Origin of the sequence: Pseudomonas sp. IT-P258 (genome assembly GCF_949767825.1) — a bacterium.
GTDB lineage: Bacteria > Pseudomonadota > Gammaproteobacteria > Pseudomonadales > Pseudomonadaceae > Aquipseudomonas > Aquipseudomonas monachiensis.
The window spans coordinates 1-16,091 of the sequence record NZ_CATKPU010000024.1 but is presented as its reverse complement, the minus strand read 5'-3'; the positions used below and the strand labels follow the sequence as shown (position 1 = coordinate 16,091).

Below are 16,091 nucleotides of genomic sequence, written 5' to 3'. Positions count from 1 at the left end.
TAACATCTAAGCCCGAGCGTTTTGCTGACGCCGAAGGGCTCAGCCTTTATTCTTGTCACCCCCGCAGTACCGAGTCCTGGAGTTTTCTCATGCCCCATGAAGGCAACCTGCTACAAGCCGCTGTCGTGTTTCTGATGGCGGCCGTGCTCATCGTTCCCTTGGCCAAGCGCCTGCAACTGGGGGCGGTTCTGGGCTATCTGTTTGCCGGGGTGATCATCGGCCCGTCGGTGCTGGGCCTGATCGACAATCCGCAAAGCGTCGCGAACATTTCCGAACTCGGCGTGGTGTTGCTGCTGTTCATCATCGGCCTGGAACTGTCGCCGCGACGCCTGTGGGTGATGCGCAAGTCAGTGTTCGGCGTGGGTCTGGCGCAAGTGTTGCTCACCGGCACGGTGATTGGCGTGGTGGCGCTGTGGCTGTTTGGCCAGCCGTTGAACACCGCGATCGTCCTGGGCCTGGGCCTGGCGCTATCGTCCACGGCGTTCGGCCTGCAAAGCCTGGCTGAACGCAAGGAACTGACCAGCCCCCACGGGCGGCTGGCGTTCGCGATCCTGTTGTTTCAGGACATCGCCGCCATCCCCTTGATCGCCATGGTGCCGTTGCTTGCCGGTGGCGATCACAGCACCAGCGCCAGCGAAAACCTGAACCACGGCCTGCAAGTGCTGGCCAGCATCGCCGTGGTGGTGATCGGCGGGCGATATCTGCTGCGGCCGGTGTTTCGCGTGGTGACCAAGACCGCATTGCCTGAAGTCTCCACCGCCACGGCGTTGCTGGTGGTGATCGGCACGGCATGGCTGATGGAGCTGGTCGGCATTTCCATGGCCCTGGGCGCCTTCCTCGCCGGCCTGCTGCTGGCGGACTCCGAGTATCGCCATGAACTGGAAGCCCAGATCGAACCGTTCAAGGGCCTGTTGCTGGGGCTGTTTTTCATCAGCGTCGGCATGGGCGCAAACCTGAGCCTGTTGCTGAGCATGCCGGTGGCGGTGCTGGGCCTGACCCTGCTGCTGATCGCGATCAAACTGCCGCTGCTGTTCCTGGTCGGTCGCCTGGCCGGAGGCTTGAAAAAGGTCAGTGCGATCCGCTTGGGCATCGTGTTGGCGGCCGGTGGTGAATTTGCCTTTGTGGTGTTCAAGATCGGTCGCGACCACGGGCTGTTCGCCACCGGACTGTATGACTTGCTGGTGCTGACCATCACCCTGTCCATGGCCGTGACGCCGCTGTTGCTGCTACTTTGCGCACGCTTGGTCAGCCCGAAGGTGCAACCGGTGGAAGTGCCGGAGAAGTTCCGCGAAATCGACGCCGACGCGCCACGGGTGGTGATCGCCGGCATGGGTCGCATGGGCCAGATCGTTGCGCGGATTCTGCGCGCACAGAACATCAAGTTCGTGGCCCTCGACACCTCGGTGGAAACCATCGAACTGTCCCGCAGCTTTGGTGGCGTGCCAGTGTTCTACGGCGACCCGATGCGCCCGGAAATCCTCAACGCGGCCAAGGTCGGGGAAGCGGAGTATTTCGTGATCGCCACCGATGACCCGGACACCAACATCAAGACCGCGGAACTGGTGCGCAAGCTCTACCCGCACATGAAAATCATCGCCCGGGCCCGTAACCGCCAGCATGTACACCGGCTGATGGACGTCGGCGCCCACGCCGTGCGCGAAACCTTTTATTCGAGCCTGGAAATGAGCCGGCAAACCCTGATCGGCCTGGGGCTGACCCAGGCCCAGGCGGATGCGCGGATCAAACGCTTCAAGCAGCACGACGAAGAGGTGCTTGAAGCCCAGCATGCGGTGTATGACGACGCGGTGAAAGTGATGCAGACGGCGCAGGAAGCGCGGGTCGAACTGGCCAGGTTGTTCGAGTCGGATCAACTGCAGGAGCAAGCGGGCAAGAATTGAGGTGACTATTCGGGCCTCTTCGTCGGAACGATAACGCGGTGTGATGGAATAACCACAACTTCAAAGGGACCACCATGACTGACCAACCTGCCCCCGCCCTCAAGGAAATCTTCAACACCGAGCGCCTCCAGCACATCGCCAGTGAAATGACCGCGGTCTATCCATCATTCGAGGCCGCACGTTTCCTGAAGCTGGCCCGGTCCGGCCTGGCGGATCTCAGCGTCATGCAGCGCATGGCCCGGGTCAGCGAGAGCCTGCACACCGTACTGCCCCTGGACTACGAGGCATCGCTGCAGGTGCTGCGCGCCCTCGCACCGCGCCTGAACAGCGGCTTCGTCAGCATGTGCCTGCCGCACTACGTCGCCAGCTACGGCGCCCATGCGTTCGAGCAGTCGATGGACGCGCTGAAGTACTTCACCGCTTTTGGCTCTTCGGAGTTCGCAATCCGTCACTTTCTGCGCCGTGACCTCGAGCGTTCGCTCAAGCTGATGCATGCCTGGTCGCTGGACGACAACGAGCATGTGCGGCGCCTGGCCAGCGAAGGATGCCGGCCACGCCTGCCCTGGTCATTCCGGCTGGAGACCATCCAGGCCGATCCGACACTGGCCGCGAACATCCTCGACAACCTCAAGGCCGACACCAGCCTGTACGTGCGCAAATCCGTGGCCAACCACCTCAACGACATCACCAAGGATCATCCCGACTGGGTGCTGGACCTGATCGAAGGCTGGTCGCTGGACAACCGGCACACCGCATGGATCGCCAAACACGCCCTGCGCAGCCTGATCAAACAAGGCAACCGGCGGGCACTGGCGATCATCGGCGCGGGCGGCAAACCTGAGGTCGAGATCGTTGATGTGAAAGTCGAACCGCCGGTGATTGGCCTGGGAGAAAAGATCACATTGTCGTTTGCCGTCAAATCCACGGTAGAAAACAGTCAACGCCTGGTGATCGACTACGCCATCGATTACGTCAAGGCCAACGGCAGCACTTCGGCGAAGGTGTTCAAGCTCAAGGCGCTGACGCTGCCTGGTAACGCCGTCGAAGCCGTCAGCCGTGGCCAGCAGATCAAGGAACTCACCACCCGCCGGCATTATGCGGGCGTTCACACCGTACACATCATGGTGAATGGTGAACGGCTGGCCAGCACGGCGTTCGAAATCACGCCTTGAAACACCGCCGACCGTAGGAGCTGCCGCAGGCTGCGATCTTTTGATTCTGATGTTTCAAGGTCAAAAAATCGCAGCCTGCGGCAGCTCCTACGGGGGATTTTCGCCGAACAACAGGGGTTGCTCCCGCTCACACAACTCCACCACATAATCCCACAACACCCGCAACCGCACCGATTTATGCAGCTCCCGGCGGGTGCTGATCCAGTAGCTGCGCTGGATGCTTTCGTCCGGCAACAATGGCACCAGACCGGGATCGGCACTGGCCATGTAGCACGGCAGCACGGCAATCCCCAGGCCTGAGCGCGCTGCCTGCTGTTGGGCGATCACGCTGGTGCTGTGAAACACCACCCGCGGGTTGCGACAGAAGCTGTTAAGGAACATCAATTCCTGGCTGAACAGCAGGTCGTCGACATAGCCGATCCACGCATGGCGCCCCAGATCCTCACGAGTGCGCAACGGTGGTGAACGGTCGAGGTAGTCCTGGCTGGCATAGAGCGCCAGGCGATAATCGGTGAGTTTACGGGTGACCAGCATGTCGGCGGCCGGGCGTTCGAGGTGGATGCTGATTTCCGCCTCGCGGTTGAGGATGCTGACAAAACGCGGCACCGCCACCAACTCCACCTCCAGCCCCGGATAGCGCTCGAACAAACCGTTCATGCGACTGGCCAGGAACATGATGCCCAGCCCTTCCGTTACCCCGACGCGGATCTTGCCCAACGGCGCGGTGGACTGGGTGATTTCCTCCTGGGCCAGCAGCGCCACGTTCTCCATCGCCTCGGCGTGTTTAAGCAACGCCTCGCCCGCCGGGGTCATCTCGTAACCCTGGGCATGCTGGACGAACAACGCCGTACCGAGGCTTTTTTCGATGGCCTCGATATGCCGCGCCACGGTGGCGTGGGTGGTGTTCAGGCGACGGGCAGCCGTGAGCAAACGCCCGCTGCGCTGCAATTCGAGAAAAAAACGCAGGTCATTCCAGTCGAACATGAAGCGTCCTTGTTCGTTGCCGTTCGGAACGCTGTTTAAAAACGCACAGCGGCTGCGCAAAAACTAACATTCTTTTGACGAAAGCTAACAACTAGGATGACAGACAACAAGAACAACAACACGAGGTCAGGGATGCAGACTCCCCTGGATGAATACGATTACATCGTGGTCGGGGCCGGGCCGGCCGGGTGTCTGCTGGCCAATCGACTGTCGGCTGATGCGCAGCATCGCGTGTTGCTGCTCGAGGCCGGCGGCCGCGACAACTATGCGTGGATTCACATCCCCGTGGGCTACCTGTTCTGCATCGGCAACCCGCGCACCGACTGGTGCTTCAAGACCGAAGCGCAACCGGGCCTGCAAGGCCGCGCCCTGAGCTACCCGCGCGGCAAGGTGCTGGGCGGCTGCTCCTCGATCAACGGCATGATCTACATGCGCGGCCAGGCCGGCGACTACGACCGCTGGGCCGCCGACGGCAATCCTGGCTGGAGCTGGCAAGACGTGTTGCCGCTGTTCAAGCGGAGTGAAAATCACTTTGCCGGCGCCGCCGAATTTCACGGCGCCGCGGGCGAATGGCGGGTCGAACGCCAGCGCCTGTCCTGGCCGATTCTCGATGCGTTTCGCAGCGCCGCCGAGCAAAGCGGCATCGCCAGCATCGATGACTTCAACCAGGGCGACAACGAAGGTTGCGGCTATTTCCAGGTCAACCAGAAGGCCGGCATCCGCTGGAACGCGTCCAAGGCCTTTCTCAAACCCATTCGCCAGCGCCCCAATCTCACCGTACTGACCGGTGTCGAAGTCGACCGCGTGCTGCTGGACAACGGCCGCGCCTCAGCGGTCAGCGCACGCTGGCAAGGCCAGGCGAGAACCTTCAAGGCGCGCAAGGAGATCGTCCTGTGTGCCGGCTCCGTCGGCTCGCCCAGCATCCTGCAACGCTCCGGCATCGGCCCGCGCCCGCTGCTGGAACGGCTGGGAATCGGCGTCGCCCATGAACTACCCGGCGTTGGTGGCAACCTGCAGGATCACCTGCAACTACGGCTGATCTACAAGCTGGAAAATGCCCGCACCCTGAACCAGATTGCCGGCAGCCTGTGGGGCAAGATGGGCATGGGCCTGCGCTACCTGTATGACCGCAGCGGCCCGCTGTCCATGGCGCCGAGCCAATTGGGCGCCTTTGCCCGCTCGGGGCCGGAGCAGACGTCAGCCAACCTCGAATACCACGTGCAACCGCTTTCGCTGGAGCGCTTTGGCGAACCGCTGCATGCCTTCCCGGCGTTCACCGCATCGGTCTGCGATCTGCGTCCGCAAAGCCGTGGCCGGGTGGACATCCGCTCCGCCGACCCGCAAGAAGCCCCGCTGATTCAACCCAACTACCTCAGCCACCCGGAAGACCTGCGGGTCGCCGCCGACGCCATTCGCCTGACCCGGCGCATCGTCGCCGCCCCGGCCCTGCGCGCCTTCAACCCGGTGGAATACCTGCCCGGCGACAGCCTGCAAAGCGAGGAACAACTGCACGAAGCCGCCGCGCGGATCGGCACCACGATTTTCCACCCGGTGGGCACCTGCCGCATGGGCAATGACGCCGACGCCGTGGTCGATGCGCAACTCAAGGTCCATGGCATCCCCGGCCTGCGCATTGCCGATGCCTCGATCATGCCGCGCATCACCTCGGGCAACACCTGCTCGCCGACGTTGATGATTGCCGAGAAGGCTGCGCAGATGATCCTCAACCCTTCTGTAAACACATCACCTGTGGGAGCGGGCTTGCTCGCGAAGGCGGTGGATCATTCACATTGATGTTGAATGGCACGACGCTTTCGTCGGAACGCCGCCCGGAGCAAGCCCGCTCCCACAAGGACCGCATTAGATTCACGGACATCGAGCATCACCCCTGCAAGGAACACGCAACACCAGTGGAACAACAAAAACAATCACTGTGAGGGATACCGGTATGTCAGAGAACGTTCAAACCCTGGAGGCCGTGCGCAGCGCGGGCACCAGCCAGGAAACCCAGAAAGTCATCTTCGCCTCGTCCTTGGGGACGGTCTTCGAGTGGTACGACTTTTTCCTCTATGGCGCCCTCGCGGCGGTCATCAGCAAACAGTTTTTCGCCGGGGTCAACGACACCACGGCGTTTATCTTTGCGTTGATGGCCTTCGCCGCCGGCTTCATCGTCCGGCCGTTCGGCGCGCTGGTGTTCGGGCGGTTGGGGGACATGATCGGGCGCAAGTACACCTTCCTCGCCACCATCGTCCTCATGGGCCTGGCGACGTTCTGCGTCGGGCTGCTGCCAACCTACGCCAGCATCGGCATCGCGGCGCCGATCATCCTGGTGGTGCTGCGCATGCTCCAGGGCCTGGCCCTGGGCGGTGAATACGGTGGCGCCGCGACCTATGTCGCCGAGCACGCGCCCATCGGCAAGCGTGGCTTCCACACCAGCTGGATTCAGTCCACCGCGACCCTCGGCCTGCTGCTGTCGCTGCTGGTGGTGCTGGGTTGCCGCTACTTCACCGGCGATCAGTTCGAAGTCTGGGGCTGGCGCATTCCGTTCCTGTTTTCCATCGTGCTGCTGGGCATCTCGACCTGGATTCGCATGAGCCTGCATGAGTCGCCGGCCTTCGTGAAAATGAAAGAAGAAGGCAAGCTTTGCAAACAGCCGATTCGCGACTCCTTCGGCAAATGGGAAAACCTCAAGGTGGTGTTGATCGCCCTGTTCAGCATCAATGCCGGGCAAGCGGTGACCTTCTACGCCGCGCAATTCTATGTGCTGTTCTTCCTCACCCAGTTCCTGAAAATGGACCCGGCGGTGGCCAACGGTCTGCTGATTGTCAGCGTGACCATCGGTGCCCCGTTTTTCATCTTCTTTGGCTGGCTGTCGGACAAGGTCGGGCGTAAACCGGTGCTGATGATCGGCCTGCTGCTGGCCACCGCGCTGTACTTCCCGATCTTCAAGACCCTGGCCCACTACGCCAACCCGGCCATCGACCAGGCCAGCCGCCAGGCACCGATCACCGTGATGGCCGACCCCGCCACCTGCACCTTCCAGTTCGACCCGGTGGGCAAGGCGAAATTCGACAGCCCGTGCGACAAGGTCAAGACCTTCCTGGTCAAGCAGGGCCTGCCGTACCAGAGCGCAGCGGCCCCGGCCGGCAGTGGCGTGCAGGTGAGCGTCGGTGACGTGAAGATCGACGGGTTCGACGAAGCCGCCCTGCGCGGTGCCGTGACCCTCGCCGGCTACCCGCAACAGGCGGACATGCAGCAGATCAACAAACCGATGATCGTGGCGCTGATCGTCGCACTGATCATCATCTCCGCGATGTGCTACGGCCCGCTGGCGGCGTTGATGGTCGAACTGTTCCCGACCCGCATCCGCTACACCTCGATGTCCCTGCCCTACCACATCGGCAACGGCTGGTTCGGCGGCTTCCTGCCGACCGTGTCGTTCGCATTGGTGGTGTACACCGGGGACATCTTCTACGGGCTGTGGTACCCGGTGGTGATCACCGGGGTGAGCCTGGTGGTGGGGATGATTTGTCTGCGTGAGACGCGCAACGTCGATCTCGATAAAAACTGACCTGACATTGCAGGAGCGAGCCTGCTCGCTCCTGCAGGGATTGTGCAGCGTCAGAAACCGGCCCTGACCGACACCATGAAGTTGCGTGGATCACCGTAGTAATTGCCAAACGTCTCGGTACCGATGGTGGTGTAGTAACGCTTGTCGAACAGGTTGTTGCCGTTGAGCGCGACCGACCAGGTGTCATCGATGCGGTAGCCTATGCGAGCGTTCCAGACGGCATAACCCGACTGGCTGATCTTCTCTGAGCTGACCGGTGACACCCTGAAGTTATCGCTCTGGGCATTGACACCGGCACCGATGCTGAACCGCTCAAGAGACCCGCTCAGGGCGTAGTCGCCCCACATGCGCAATACGTGCCGAGGCACATAGCTGTTGAACGCAGCGCCGTTCAGGCTTGTGTCGATGTCATCCAGGGTCTTGGTCTGGGTGTAGGTGTAACCCGCCAGCAATTGCAATCGCTCAATGACTTCACCGCTGATTTGCGCCTCGAAGCCCTGGGCCCGGACCTTGCCGGCATTGACATAGCAATAGCCGTCAGAGGATGGGCAGGAAGAGTTGTAGTCGGTTTGCGCCTGGTCTTTCTGGATCGTGCGAAACAGATTGAAAGAGCTGTTCAGGCGACCGTCGAACCACGCCCCTTTGATCCCCAGTTCATAGCTCTGGCCCACCAGAGGCTTGAGGGCAGAGCCGTCTTCGGCCCGCAAGTTACCCTGGGGCGTGAAGATTTCCGCATAGCTGGTATAGGCCGTGAGGTTTTCATTGAGGTCCAGCAACAGCCCGGCAAAAGGTGTGACCTGCCCCGTTTCCCTGGTGCTGGCGTGCTCGGAGGTACCCGACCTGATGAACACCGAATCGGTATCGGAGCTGTACCAGCTAACGCGGCTGCCAACGACGAAGGTCAACGGTTCCGCCAGTTTCAGGCGCAAAGTCGAGTAAGCGCCCCTCTGTTTGGTCACGCTATCGACCGGACCGCCACGGGACGAGTTGTCGATGAAGAAACTGTCGTCCGGCTCCGGGATATGCTTGTCGGGATTGAACACATTTTGCCGTTGCGGCAGAAACGCCACCGAGTAGAAGTCGTTCTTGTTCGAACGACTGGCATTGAAGCCCACCACCAGCTCGTGTTGCAGGCCGAACCCATCGAACTTGCCATCGACGTAGGCATCGATGCCGTAGTCGACTTGATCGTAGTCGTACATGCTGCCCAGCACACCGGTGGTATCCATGCCAGGCGTGACCGCCCCGGAGGCGAACGCATATTTGATGTCCTGGGTGTTTGTTGTGTAAACGCTGGCGACTTTCAATGCCCAGTCTTCGTTGATCTGGTGCCTGATGTCGCTGAAGACCGTGGTGCGTTTACTGCGCCAGGTGTTCCACGACGGATCGAGGCAGGTTGAGCGACTGAGCTTGAGGTCACTGCCATCCTTGTAGCGCGGCAACCCGCCCCAGCATGGATTGGCGTCGACATCTTCGTACGCCAGGCCCACCCCAAGTGTGGTGTCAGGACTCAGATCGACATCGAGCGCGCCGTAATACACCTGGTCCTTGCGACTGGCATCGTCGACAAAATAATGCCGGCTCTGCTCAGCAATCACGGCGCGGCCGCGAATGGTGCCGGAATCGTTCAGCGGGCCCCCGGTGTCGACCTGTGCGCGATAGTTGTCGTAACTGCCGCCCGACAAGGTGATCTCGGTGTGAGGTATCGCTTGCCCGCGTTTGCGCACGAAGTTCACCCCGCCCGCCGTGCCGCCCGCACCTTTCATCATGCCGGCGGCACCGCGCAGGATTTCTACCCGGTCGTAATACGCCATGTCTGAGCTGAAACTGTCGGCCTGGACGTAGAGGTTGCCCATGTCCAATGGCACGCCGTCGTACTGGTACTGGCCGGACATTCGAAAACCGCGCGAATAAAAGTATTTGCCGCCCATGGTCGAGTCGTAGACGGTGATGCCCGGGGTCTTCTCCATCACTTGATCGATAGTGTTGAGGTTCTGGTCATCAAGCATCTTGCGGGTCATCACCGTCACCGATTGCGGTGTTTCCCGCAGGGAATGTTCGCCTTTGCCGATGGTGATCGCCCCGGTGGTGTAAGACCCGCTGTTCTCGGTCGTCGCGCCCAGTTCCTGCCCATTGATGTTGGTGGCGCCCAACTCCAGCGCCGAACCGGACACAGGCGCCGCCCGCAGGATGTAAGTACCGTTGCCCTGCGGTTCGGCTTGCAGGCCGCTACCACTGAGTATTCGTACGAAGCCTTCACTGACGCCGAAAAAGCCTTTGAGCCCGGGCGAACTGAAACCCTCGGTCTGCCGCGCATCGAACGAAATGGCCGCGCCTGCCGCGCTGGCAAAGCGACTGAGGACTTCAGTCAGGCTGCCGCCCGCGATATCGAAGGATTGCACCGAACGTTGTTGTTGCGCCGACACCGGCGCGGCGTACGTTGCAGCAGACCATAAACCGGTTGTCGTAACCGCCAACAATCCGAACTTCACTGCGGTCGCCAGACGACCTGGCTGGTACACCCGAGACATGCTTACCCTCCCCCAAACGATCAATAAAAACCCATTGAGGGATGAGCCGAACGATGCGCACGAATAGTGCAATGGAGCAGAAATTATTTTTATCGGCGTCACGGATCAGCTCTTGGCACCGCCGGAAACATGGACCCAATAGCGGCTGTACCGGGTGACACGCAACGACAAGCCACTCTCCAGCGCGGCCAGCGCCTGGTCCGTGTCGTCAATCGGAAAAGCACCGGATACCTTCAGATCGGCGATGTTCGAATCGCAGCGCAAAACACCCCTGCGATAGCGCGAAAGATCAGCCAGCAACTCGGCCAAGGGGCGGTTGATCGCGATAATGCTGCCCTGGCGCCACGCCCCGACCGAGGCATCGCTCGATTGCACTACACCCAACCCGGCGGGACCAAAGGCCATGCGTTGACCGGCCTCCAGCCGCGACTGCGACAGCGCTACGCTCACCTCCACGGCCTTTTCCAGCACCGCCACTTCGCTGCCGCGGGCCTGGGAGCGGACGATAAACCGCGTGCCCAACGCCCGGACCTCGCCATCTCGAGTGACCACCTTGAACGGTCGCTGCGCAGGGTCGACGGCGGTCGAAACGAAAATTTCCCCCGCCAGTAACTCCAGCACCCGCTGCCGGCCATCGAATCGCAGGTTGACCGACGTCTCGGTGTTGAGCAGCAGCGAACTGCCATCGGCCAGGCGAAATTCCCGACGCTCGCCGACTGCCGTGCGGTAGTCGGCGAACAGGTCCCGGGTTACTTCACTGCGCCAGCCCAACCACCCGAGGGAACCCGCCGACGCCAGCACCAACACGCTGCGCAGCACCTGGCGACGGGATTGATCAGCTGCGCGCAAGGCCGGCGCAGCCAGTGCCCCCGGAACCCGAGCCATTTGCTCACCGACGTCGGTCATGCGCTGCCAGGCCTGGTGATGCCCTGGATCAGCCGCCAGCCAGGCGCGCCAGGCCACCTGATCGGCATCCGTCGCAACGCCGGAGTGAAGCCGCGCATACCACTGCGCGGCGCTGCTGATCGCTTTGAGTTCGGCGGGCGACAGGCTCATCCGAGTTGCAACCGGATTTGCATCAGACAGCAATGCTCCATGGCCTTGGCCATGTGGTTGTTTACCGTACGCACGCTGACGCCCAGCCGCTCGGCGATCTGTGGGTAGGTCAGGCCATCGAACTGCGAGAGGATGAAACTCTGCTTGATCTTCGGCCCCAGTCCTTGCAGCAACCGATCAATCTCCATCAGTGCTTGCAACATGATCGCCTGCTCCTCCAGCGACGGCTGTTCCTGTTCGGGAGTGGCGGCCAACGCGTCAAGATAGGATTGCTCCAGCGAGCGGCGGCGAAACAGATCAATCAACAGGCCCTTGGCGATCATCGACAGATAAGGTCGCGGCTCTCGGATCTCCAGCGCACTGCGTGCCTTGATTACCCGGACAAAGGTGTCCTGCGCCAGGTCCGCGGCATCGAACGCGTTCCCCAGACGCTTGCGCAGCCAGCCCTGGAGCCAACCGTGATGGTCGCAATACAGGTCGTTGACGGCGCTGCGCAGGGATAAATCGTTGGCGGACATGACGATGGAATAATTCGCGAATGGTAATTACTCGCATTGTCATATTTGTAACAGCTGATTGGCAATAGCCATGGAGGGGCAATCCAGAATGTCCGTGTGAGTGGAAGGACATTCCGGAATTTGCCGATCAGGGGAAAAACCGTTGAATCGTGATTGTTTTATCGCTTGAAAACGACAATCAAACTTCGGCATCAAGCAGTTCGAACTTCACTTGATCCGGATAGAACGCCAGGTAACCGCGGATTTGCTCCACCGACACCTTGGGGTCTTCGTAACTCCACACCGCGTTGGCGCTTTCATGCCCCGGTACCTGCAGGCTGAAATAGCTGGCATCGCCTTTGTACGGGCAATAACTGGTGTGGTCGGTGCGGGCGAAATACTTCTCGTCGATGTCCTCTCGCGGCACGTAGTACACCGGCGGGTAGTTGGCCTCCAGCAACACCAGGGCCCGCGCCGAGGCGGCCACTTGAATACCGTGAAATCTCACCAGCAGACAGCCAGGCTGCTCGGCGATGGTGATGACAGGACTAGGACCGGAGCTTTTCATGGAAAACGTTCCTCATGACGGTGATGGACCTGCAAATCGATGTGGGAGCGTGGCTGGCCCGCGATGGGCTGCGCAGCAGCCCCAAAACCTGAAACCACGATTTATCAGGTATAACCCAAGTTTTACCCTCGCGACTGCTTCGCAGCCGAACGGGAGCGACACACAAAGCTGTACATCCATACAGATAAAGATTGCTCCATCGCCCATCAAGCGCCATTCTGTGCACCCTTGGCACATTGATCGACGATGGTGGTTATGCGGCTGTACCTCTGTGAAAAACCTTCCCAGGCCAAAGACATCGCGGCAGTCCTCGGCGCCCGGCGCCGGGGCGATGGCTGCTGGCTGGGAACGGACGTCACGGTGACCTGGTGCATCGGCCACCTGCTGGAAACCGCACCGCCGGATGCCTACGACGCGCGCTACAAGCGCTGGGTGCTGGCGGATCTGCCGATCATTCCCGAAAAATGGAAAATGACCGTCAAGCCGCGTACCGCTAGCCAGTACAAGGCGGTCAAGCGCCTGCTCGGTGAAGCCCGCGAACTGATCATCGCCACGGACGCCGACCGCGAGGGCGAGATGATCGCCCGGGAACTGGTGGAACATTGCCGCTATCGCGGGCCGATCCGCCGCCTCTGGTTGTCGGCGCTGGACGATGCGTCCATTCGCAAGGCCCTCGCGGCGCTCAAACCGGGGAGCGAGACCTTCAGCCTCTATCACTCGGCGCTGGGGCGTTCCCGGGCCGACTGGCTGATCGGCATGAACATGAGCCGGCTGTTCACCCTGCTGGGGCGCCAGTCTGGCTATCAAGGCGTGTTGCCGGTCGGCCGGGTGCAAACGCCGACCTTGCGCCTGGTGGTGGATCGCGATCGCAGCATTGCCGACTTTGTGCCCGTCCCCTATTGGGCCATCGACGTGCAGCTACAGCACAACGGCACCACGTTCACGGCGCAATGGCGCGCGCCGTCGCAGCTTTGCGACGATCAGGACCGCTGCCTGAACCAGGCATTGGCGCAACAAGCGGCGGCCGCCATGAGCGGCGCGGCCTGTGCGCGGGTGATCAAGCTGCGCACCGAACGGATGCGCGAAGTGGCCCCGCTGCCGTTCGACCTGGGCACCCTGCAGGAAGTCTGCTCGAAGAAGCTCGGCCTCGGCGCCCAGGAAACCCTCGACATCGCCCAGGCGCTCTACGAAACCCACAAAGTCATCACCTATCCGCGCAGTGATTGCGGCTACTTGCCCATCAGTCAACACAGCGAGGCACCGGCCATTCTGGCGGCACTGCGCCAGGCCGATCCAGCGCTGAACGCCTTGCACGATCACCTTGATCCGCAACGGCGCTCACGGGCCTGGAACGATGCCAAGGTCAGCGCCCACCACGGCATCATCCCCACCGCTGCGGCAAAGAATCTCGACAAGCTGGCGGGCAAACAGCGTGCGGTCTACACCCTGATCCGCGCGCGATACCTGGCGCAGTTCCTGCCCAATCACGAATACGATCGCACCCAGGCCGACTTCGACTGTGCCGGCGAGGCCCTGCGCGCTGTCGGCAAACAGATCATCGAGCCGGGCTGGAAACGCGCCCTGCCCGAAGCGCTGGCTCCGGCCAAGGGGCGCGAAGCCCCGGCACCGCAGACACTGCCCAACCTGGCCGAAGGCATCGATTGCACAGTGGCCGGCGTGCAATTCAAGGACCTGTGGACGCAACCGCCAAAGCCGTTCACGGAAGGCGACCTGATCAAGGCCATGAAGAATGTCGCCAAACTGGTGCAAGACCCGCTGCTCAAGCAAAAGCTCAAGGACACCACCGGCATCGGCACCGAAGCGACCCGTGCGTCGATCATCCAGGGCCTGCTCGACCGTGGTTACCTGGTCAAGAACGGCAAGGCCCTGGCCGCCACGCCGGCCGCGTTCAGCCTGATCGACGCGGTACCGCGGGCCATCGCCGATCCGGGTACCACGGCGATCTGGGAGCAGGCCCTGGACATGGTGCAAAGCGGCGAAATGAGCCTGGAAGAGTTCGTCACCAAACAGGCCGCCTGGATGAGCAAGCAGGTCAGTCGCTGTGCCGGGCTGAGCCTGACCATCAGCGGCCCACCGCCCGGCGGCTCCGCTGCAGCCCCCTGGAAGAAAAAACGAAAAGGCGCCCCGCGTAAACCAGCGAGCGACACCAAGCGCAGGGCAAAACCTGCAAGCAAAACCTGAACCCGGCACCGAACCCTGTGGCGAGGGAGCTTGCTCCCGTTGGGCCGCAAAGCGGCCCTTCTCTCCAACAACGTGAATGGGACTGCTGCGCCCGAACGCGGACCGGTCCAGCGGGAGCAAGCTCCCTCGCCACGGATCGTGCGACGCCGGCCATAATCAGTTGTGTCCCTTGGCCGATCAGGAGCCACTTCGAATGCCTTCGATAGAACTGCACGCCGCCCAACGCGATGAACTGGAAACCATCGAGAACCTGATGCAGTTCTACACCTACGACTTCAGCGAATGGTTGCCGCTGAAACTGGGCGAATACGGTTTATTCAACATCCTGCCCATGCCCGACTACTGGCGAAACCCGGCCACCCGCCCCTTCCTGATCAAGGTCGACGGTGAACTGGCCGGCTTCGTCACCGTGGATAACCAGGTCCATCTACCCGGTGCCGACTACAACATCGGCTATCTGTTTGTCAGCCGACGCTTCCGTGGCCAGGGTGTCGCGCGATTTGTCGTTTCCACCCTCTTGAGTCAATTCCCCGGTCAATGGCAGATTTTCCACATCGAGGCGAACCAGCCAGCACGCCAGTTCTGGGCCGCCGTGATGCCGGGGCTCAACGTTGACGGTTTCACCTTGCATCAGCAGGTGGTTGACCGCTATCCCTGCACTTTTTACCGCTTTGAGTGTCCGTCCCTGTCGTCCTGACCGACACACCTTCGACTCCGCCTGCTAATTCCCAACAGCTTTGTCCGACAATATGTAGTGACTGAAAATATTCACTACAAAACCGTTGACGCCTCCGATTTGCCCTTGCATGATGCAGACGTCTCCCCGATCGGGAGTACAGGCAACACGTTTGAGCAAGCTCGTCTGACCGCCGAGCTGTTTTTCCCGGATACACGCTGCCCACAAGGCAGATTGAAGAAGCTGACCTGGCCTGAACGTCCAGTACAAGGGCGAGAAGACTTGGCGAGCAATCCTCATGAAGCTTGTGGCCGACCCTGAAAACGTCGGCAGTGGCCTTAAGGTTTTCGCCGCTTCTCTTCGTTGTGACGCTATTGCGTAGCAGTTATTCAACACGACTACATGCAACAGACGCAGGACCCCGCCCGATAAGGCGGCCGAACGCTGACGTCCTGGTTTCGGTGCCAGGGATCAACTAACCGATGGGCTACCTGTATTAGCGAATCAACTTTGAAAGATCACCAATTGGTCAAGGGGCTTTATGATGAATCTGAACAATCAACCAACTATCGATGAACTGGCTCGTATCTTCGCTGCAAAGAAAGACAGCCACGACAACCATATTCTCTGGATCAGCAAGTGTGGCCAGGTTCATATCGACTGCCTGTCGCCGCACGCCCATGAAGCAGAGTTCGACCAGAACAACCAGAACCTGCTGGCCCGACTGAAGATGTACCGTCGCGGCCAGGGCTATGTCGGCAAGAAGGCCGCAGCCGACAAGGACTTCATCGGTAATGTTCTGCAAACCCTGAAACAGGCCTGGGCCTCGATGCAGAATCAGAACGAAGTTCGGGTGATTGACCGGTTCTACTAATTGAAATGAGTCATTACTGACTTATAGATAAACAAGGCCTGCTCCCGATAAGGAGCAGGCCT

General features: G+C 61.0%; 12 protein-coding genes. 7 read left to right on the top strand and 5 right to left on the bottom strand.

Annotated elements, in window-relative coordinates; translation table 11 throughout:
* Positions 1 to 89 precede the first annotated feature (89 nt).
* Together ACM6G4_RS11295 and ACM6G4_RS11290 are read left to right on the top strand one after the other, a co-directional pair.
* Positions 90 to 1,898, top strand: coding sequence for a monovalent cation:proton antiporter-2 (CPA2) family protein (locus tag ACM6G4_RS11295; protein WP_056727846.1), 1,809 nt, complete (start codon positions 90 to 92; stop codon positions 1,896 to 1,898).
* A 74-nt stretch (positions 1,899 to 1,972) separates the two neighbouring features.
* Positions 1,973 to 3,070 carry a DNA alkylation repair protein gene (locus tag ACM6G4_RS11290; RefSeq protein WP_056727847.1) on the top strand — a complete coding sequence of 366 codons (1,098 nt, stop codon included), beginning with the start codon at positions 1,973 to 1,975 and terminating at the stop codon, positions 3,068 to 3,070.
* An 87-nt stretch (positions 3,071 to 3,157) separates the two neighbouring features.
* Here ACM6G4_RS11290 and ACM6G4_RS11285 read toward each other — a convergent pair whose 3' ends face one another.
* Positions 3,158 to 4,054 (bottom strand): LysR family transcriptional regulator, encoded by an 897-nt coding sequence (locus tag ACM6G4_RS11285; protein WP_056727849.1) that lies wholly within the window; start codon positions 4,052 to 4,054, stop codon positions 3,158 to 3,160.
* Positions 4,055 to 4,186: 132 nt separating this feature from the next.
* Between ACM6G4_RS11285 and ACM6G4_RS11280 the strand changes: the two genes are divergently transcribed.
* Together ACM6G4_RS11280 and ACM6G4_RS11275 are read left to right on the top strand one after the other, a co-directional pair.
* Complete coding sequence (locus ACM6G4_RS11280; protein WP_414913683.1) at positions 4,187 to 5,848, top strand: GMC family oxidoreductase; 1,662 nt, start codon at positions 4,187 to 4,189, stop codon at positions 5,846 to 5,848.
* A 154-nt stretch (positions 5,849 to 6,002) separates the two neighbouring features.
* A complete protein-coding gene (locus ACM6G4_RS11275; RefSeq protein WP_056727853.1) occupies positions 6,003 to 7,625 on the top strand; it encodes an MFS transporter in 1,623 nt (540 codons plus the stop codon).
* Positions 7,626 to 7,675: 50 nt separating this feature from the next.
* Here the strand turns inward: ACM6G4_RS11275 and ACM6G4_RS11270 are convergent, their stop codons facing one another.
* From ACM6G4_RS11270 to ACM6G4_RS11255, 4 genes are all read right to left on the bottom strand, one after another.
* Positions 7,676 to 10,156, bottom strand: a complete 2,481-nt coding sequence (locus ACM6G4_RS11270) for a TonB-dependent siderophore receptor (protein WP_414913682.1) — start codon at positions 10,154 to 10,156, stop codon at positions 7,676 to 7,678.
* A gap of 105 nt (positions 10,157 to 10,261) precedes the next feature.
* A complete protein-coding gene (locus ACM6G4_RS11265) occupies positions 10,262 to 11,212 on the bottom strand; it encodes a FecR domain-containing protein (protein ID WP_414913681.1) in 951 nt (316 codons plus the stop codon).
* Positions 11,209 to 11,730, bottom strand: coding sequence for a sigma-70 family RNA polymerase sigma factor (locus ACM6G4_RS11260; RefSeq protein ID WP_414913680.1), 522 nt, complete (start codon positions 11,728 to 11,730; stop codon positions 11,209 to 11,211). Before ACM6G4_RS11260 ends, ACM6G4_RS11265 begins: the two co-directional genes overlap by 4 nt.
* A 178-nt stretch (positions 11,731 to 11,908) precedes the next feature.
* On the bottom strand, positions 11,909 to 12,277 hold the full coding sequence (locus ACM6G4_RS11255) for a DUF427 domain-containing protein (protein ID WP_008046975.1): 369 nt from the start codon (positions 12,275 to 12,277) through the stop codon (positions 11,909 to 11,911).
* Between the two features lie 255 nt (positions 12,278 to 12,532).
* Between ACM6G4_RS11255 and ACM6G4_RS11250 the strand changes: the two genes are divergently transcribed.
* The 3 genes from ACM6G4_RS11250 (at position 12,533) to ACM6G4_RS11240 (ending at position 16,029) form a co-directional block, all read left to right on the top strand.
* Positions 12,533 to 14,479, top strand: a complete 1,947-nt coding sequence (locus tag ACM6G4_RS11250) for a DNA topoisomerase III (protein WP_414913679.1) — start codon at positions 12,533 to 12,535, stop codon at positions 14,477 to 14,479.
* 193 nt (positions 14,480 to 14,672) lie between these two features.
* Positions 14,673 to 15,176, top strand: a complete 504-nt coding sequence (locus tag ACM6G4_RS11245; RefSeq protein WP_056727858.1) for a GNAT family N-acetyltransferase — start codon at positions 14,673 to 14,675, stop codon at positions 15,174 to 15,176.
* A gap of 523 nt (positions 15,177 to 15,699) precedes the next feature.
* Positions 15,700 to 16,029 (top strand): hypothetical protein, encoded by a 330-nt coding sequence (locus ACM6G4_RS11240; RefSeq protein WP_032829393.1) that lies wholly within the window; start codon positions 15,700 to 15,702, stop codon positions 16,027 to 16,029.
* Positions 16,030 to 16,091: the final 62 nt, after the last annotated feature.

Excerpts from the sequence above, each read along its gene's own strand:
- ACM6G4_RS11255 (WP_008046975.1), bottom strand. The coding sequence starts at position 12,277 with ATGAAAAGCTCCGGTCCTAGTCCTGTCATCACCATCGCCGAGCAGCCT.
- ACM6G4_RS11265 (WP_414913681.1), bottom strand. The coding sequence starts at position 11,212 with ATGAGCCTGTCGCCCGCCGAACTCAAAGCGATCAGCAGCGCCGCGCAG.
- ACM6G4_RS11280 (WP_414913683.1), top strand. The coding sequence starts at position 4,187 with ATGCAGACTCCCCTGGATGAATACGATTACATCGTGGTCGGGGCCGGG.
- ACM6G4_RS11275 (WP_056727853.1), top strand. The coding sequence starts at position 6,003 with ATGTCAGAGAACGTTCAAACCCTGGAGGCCGTGCGCAGCGCGGGCACC.
- ACM6G4_RS11285 (WP_056727849.1), bottom strand. The coding sequence starts at position 4,054 with ATGTTCGACTGGAATGACCTGCGTTTTTTTCTCGAATTGCAGCGCAGC.
- ACM6G4_RS11270 (WP_414913682.1), bottom strand. The coding sequence starts at position 10,156 with ATGTCTCGGGTGTACCAGCCAGGTCGTCTGGCGACCGCAGTGAAGTTC.
- ACM6G4_RS11250 (WP_414913679.1), top strand. The coding sequence starts at position 12,533 with ATGCGGCTGTACCTCTGTGAAAAACCTTCCCAGGCCAAAGACATCGCG.
- ACM6G4_RS11290 (WP_056727847.1), top strand. The coding sequence starts at position 1,973 with ATGACTGACCAACCTGCCCCCGCCCTCAAGGAAATCTTCAACACCGAG.
- ACM6G4_RS11295 (WP_056727846.1), top strand. The coding sequence starts at position 90 with ATGCCCCATGAAGGCAACCTGCTACAAGCCGCTGTCGTGTTTCTGATG.
- ACM6G4_RS11245 (WP_056727858.1), top strand. The coding sequence starts at position 14,673 with ATGCCTTCGATAGAACTGCACGCCGCCCAACGCGATGAACTGGAAACC.
- ACM6G4_RS11260 (WP_414913680.1), bottom strand. The coding sequence starts at position 11,730 with ATGTCCGCCAACGATTTATCCCTGCGCAGCGCCGTCAACGACCTGTAT.
- ACM6G4_RS11240 (WP_032829393.1), top strand. The coding sequence starts at position 15,700 with ATGAATCTGAACAATCAACCAACTATCGATGAACTGGCTCGTATCTTC.